This window comes from Streptomyces sp. 13-12-16 (assembly GCF_002114215.1).
GTDB lineage: Bacteria > Actinomycetota > Actinomycetes > Streptomycetales > Streptomycetaceae > Streptomyces.
The window spans coordinates 2,360-6,046 of record NZ_NCTE01001424.1 but is presented as its reverse complement, the minus strand read 5'-3'; the positions used below and the strand labels follow the sequence as shown (position 1 = coordinate 6,046).

Here is a 3,687-nt window from a genome sequence, read left to right as displayed (position 1 = left end):
CGACCGCTCCCGCGGCTCCGGCCGTCCGGGCGGCGCTGCGCAGGGGCGCGCGGACCAGCCCGCGGAACACGGGCGGCACGGGAGCGGACGCGGCACGGGCACGCAGGCCCGTGAGGTCGAGCCTGGCCGGGACCAGTACCGCCTGCTCCGCCCTGAGCGCCGCGTCGAAGTGCCCGAGGGCCTGGTCGGCGGGCATCGGCAGCAGTCCGTTGCGGTTCATGCGCGCCAGGTCCTGCTCGTCCAGGGTGTCGGCCATGCCGCTCTCCCACAGGCCCCAGGCCAGGGACGTGGCGGGCAGTCCCGCCGTGCGCCGCTGCTGGGCGAGTGCGTCGAGGAAGGCGTTGGCGGCGGCGTAGTTGGCCTGGCCGGGGGAGCCGAGGACACCGACCACCGACGAGAACAGCACGAACGCGTCCAGGTCCAGGTCCCGGGTCAGCTCGTGCAGGTTCCACGCCCCGTCCACCTTCGGACGCAGCACCCCGTCGAACCGCTCGGGGCTGAGCGCCGTCACGACGCCGTCGTCGAGCGTGCCCGCGCAGTGCACGACCGCGCCGAGCGGATGCTCCTGCGGCAGGCCCGCGAGCAGGGCCTCCAGCGACCGCCGGTCGGCGACGTCGCAGGCCGCGACGGTGACCTCGGCGCCCAGCTCGGTGAGTTCCGTGACGATGTCGCTGCCCGCCCGCGCACCGTGCCGGCTGGTCAGCAGCAGCTTCCTGACGCCGTACGTGTCGACCAGGTGACGGGCGAGGAGCGTGCCCAGCGCGCCGGTGCCACCGGTGATGAGCACCGTCTTGTCCGGGTCGAACGGCGCAGGTGAGGCGACCGGCCCGGTGTCCGGTGCGTCGGTACGGACGCGGCCGATGCGCGGGGCGAGGAACTGACCGTTGCGCAGGGCTAGTTGCGGCTCCGAGGTGGAAACGGCAGCCGGGAGGGCCCGCAGGGAGGCGTCCGAGTCGTCGAGGTCGATCAGCACGAACCGGTCGGGGTGTTCCGTCTGAGCGGTGCGGATCAGGCCCCAGACGGCGGCTCCGGCCAGGTCGGCCGACTCGTCACCGGCACCGGTGGACACCGCGCCCCTGGTGAGGACCACCAGACGGGAGTCCGGCCGTTCGTCGGACACCATCGCCTGGACGAGACCGAGCAGGTGATGTGTGAGGGAACGCGTGGTCCGCACCGGGTCGGCGTCGGGCCCGGACAGGCACCAGGTGACGAACACGTCCGGCCCGGCGCTCCCGTCCTCCCGCACCGCCGGGAGCGTCACCGGGTCCGGGAGGACGTCGACCGCGGTCCCGAGCCGGGACGGCGAGACCGCCAGGTGGTGTTCCAGCGGATCGGCGACCACGGCCCACGTGGCCCCGGTCGCGTCCCGGGCGTCGTCCTCGGGCACCGGCACGGCGAGCCAGTCGACCTCGTACAGCTCTCCGGCGTCGGCGGCCCGCGCGACGGCGAGCTGGTCGGGGCCGACCGTCCGCATGACGAGGGAGTCGATCGTCATGACCGGCGCACCCGTCTGGTCGGAGACGACCAGGGACGCGGTGTCCGGGGTGGGCCACAGGAGGCGTATCCGCAGGGCCCTAGCCCCCGTGGCGTGGAGGGACACACCGGCCCACGAGAACGGCACCCGGATGGAGTCGTCCGCCGCCTCGTCCCCGGCGATCAGCGCCGCCGGCTGGAGGGCCGAGTCGAGCAGGCCCGGATGGATGCCGAAGGCGCCGGGGTCCGCGTCGTCGGGAAGGGAGACCTCCGCGTACGTCGTGCTCCCGTCCCGCCAGGCCGCCCGCATCCCGCGGAACAGAGGTCCGTAACCGAAGCCCGCGCCGGTGACCCGGCGGTAGAACTCCTCCGTGTCCACGGCCTCGGTACCGGCCGGGGGCCAGACCTCGTCCGCCAGCACGTCGATCGCGGCGGGGGCCTCCCGGCGCTCGGCCGCGAGCACTCCCGTGGCGTGGCAGGTCCAGTCGGTCTCGGCAGGAGCGTCCTCGGGCCGTGAGTGGACCGTGAAGGAACGCCGCCCGGAGTCGTCCGCCGCCTCGACGAGGACGCGCAACTGCAGCGCGCCGTCGTCCGGTACGGCGAGGAACACGTGGTGGGTGAGCTCTTCGATGTGCTCGCAGCCCACATGCCCCGCGGCGTGCAGGAGGAGGTCGACGAAGGCCACGCCCGGCACGATCATCGTGCCGAAGATGACGTGCTCGGCCACCCAGGCGGGGTCGGTCCCGGAGACGCGGCCGGTGAAGAGGTACCCGCCCCCGTCGGGGAGTTCGGCCAAGGTGGTCAGCACCGGATGGCCGGTCGCCGTCAGTCCCAGACCGTCCGCGCCCGAGGTCGGTGTGGGTGCGTCGAGCCAGTAGCGCCGGCGCTGGAAGGGATAGGTGGGCAGGTCGACCGGCGTGGTGGCAGCCGTGGTGAGCGGGGTCCAGTCGACGGACGTGGTGGTGCGGGCGTGGACGCCGGCTATCGCGGTCAGGAGGGTGTGCTGCTCGTCGCGGTCGCGGTGCAGGAGGGGGGTGAGGGTGGTCTCGGTGTCCTGCGGCTCCGGCTCCGGGAGGTTGTCCTGGGCCATCGTGCTGAGGGTGCCGTCGGGGCCGAGTTCGAGGTAGTGGCGGACGTCGTTGGTGTGGAGGGTGTGGATGCCGTCGGCGAAGCGGACTGCCTGGCGGATGTGCTGGACCCAGTAGGCGGGGGTGGTGATGTGGTCGGGGTCGGCGAGGCGGCCGGTGAGGTTGGAGACGATGGGGGTGGTGGGTGGGTGGTAGGTGAGGGTCTCGGCGACGTGGCGGAAGTCGTCGAGCATGGGGTCCATGAGGGGGGAGTGGAAGGCGTGGGAGACGGTGAGGCGCCTGGTTTTGACGCCGCGTTCGGCGAGGGCGGCGGCGATGTGGGTGGTGGCCTGTTCGTCCCCGGAGACGACCAGGGACGTGGGCCCGTTGACGGCCGCGATGGCGACCTGGTGTTCATGGCCTTCCAGCAGGGGACGGATGTCGTCCTCGCTCGCGCGTACGGCGATCATGGCGCCGCCGGTGGGCAGGGCCTGCATGAGGGTGCCGCGGGCGGCGACGAGGCGGCAGGCGTCGTCGAGGGTGAGGATGCCGGCGGCGTGGGCGGCGGTGATCTCACCGATGGAGTGGCCGGTGAGGTAGTCGGGGGTGATGCCGAAGGAGGTGATGAGGTGGTGGAGGGCTGTTTCAAGGGCGAACAGTGCTGCCTGGGTGTAGCGGGTCTGGTCGAGCAGGGCGGGGTCGTCGTCGAAGACGACGTCCTTGACGTTGTGTCCGGTGTCGAGGTGGCGGTCGAGGGTGGTGCAGACCTCGTCGAACGCCTCGCGGAAGACGGTGTGGGTGTCGTACAGGGTGCGGCCCATGCCCGCACGCTGTGATCCCTGACCGGTGAACAGGAACGCCGTCGCACCTTCGCGTGCGACTCCCGTCACCACCGTGCGCGACGTCTCCTGCCTGCTCAGCGCGCGAAGACCGGAGATCAGCTCGTCGCGCCCGCTGCCGAGGACCACGGCCCGCTGCCCGAAGCGCGCGCGGGTGGCCGCGAGGGCATGGCTGATGTGGACGGGGTGGAGGTGGGGGTGCTCGGTGACGTGGTCCAGGAGCCGTTCCGCCTGCTCGCGGAGGGCCTGTCCGGTCTTGGCGGACAGGACCCAGGGAATGACGGTCCCCTCGGGGGCGTCCGGTTCCC

Annotated in this window: 1 protein-coding gene; it reads right to left on the bottom strand. The window is 72.7% G+C overall.

Annotation, left to right across the window (positions count from 1 at the left end; genetic code table 11):
• On the bottom strand, positions 1-3,687 hold a 3,687-nt coding region (locus B7767_RS42035; protein WP_218775870.1), incomplete at both ends, for an SDR family NAD(P)-dependent oxidoreductase.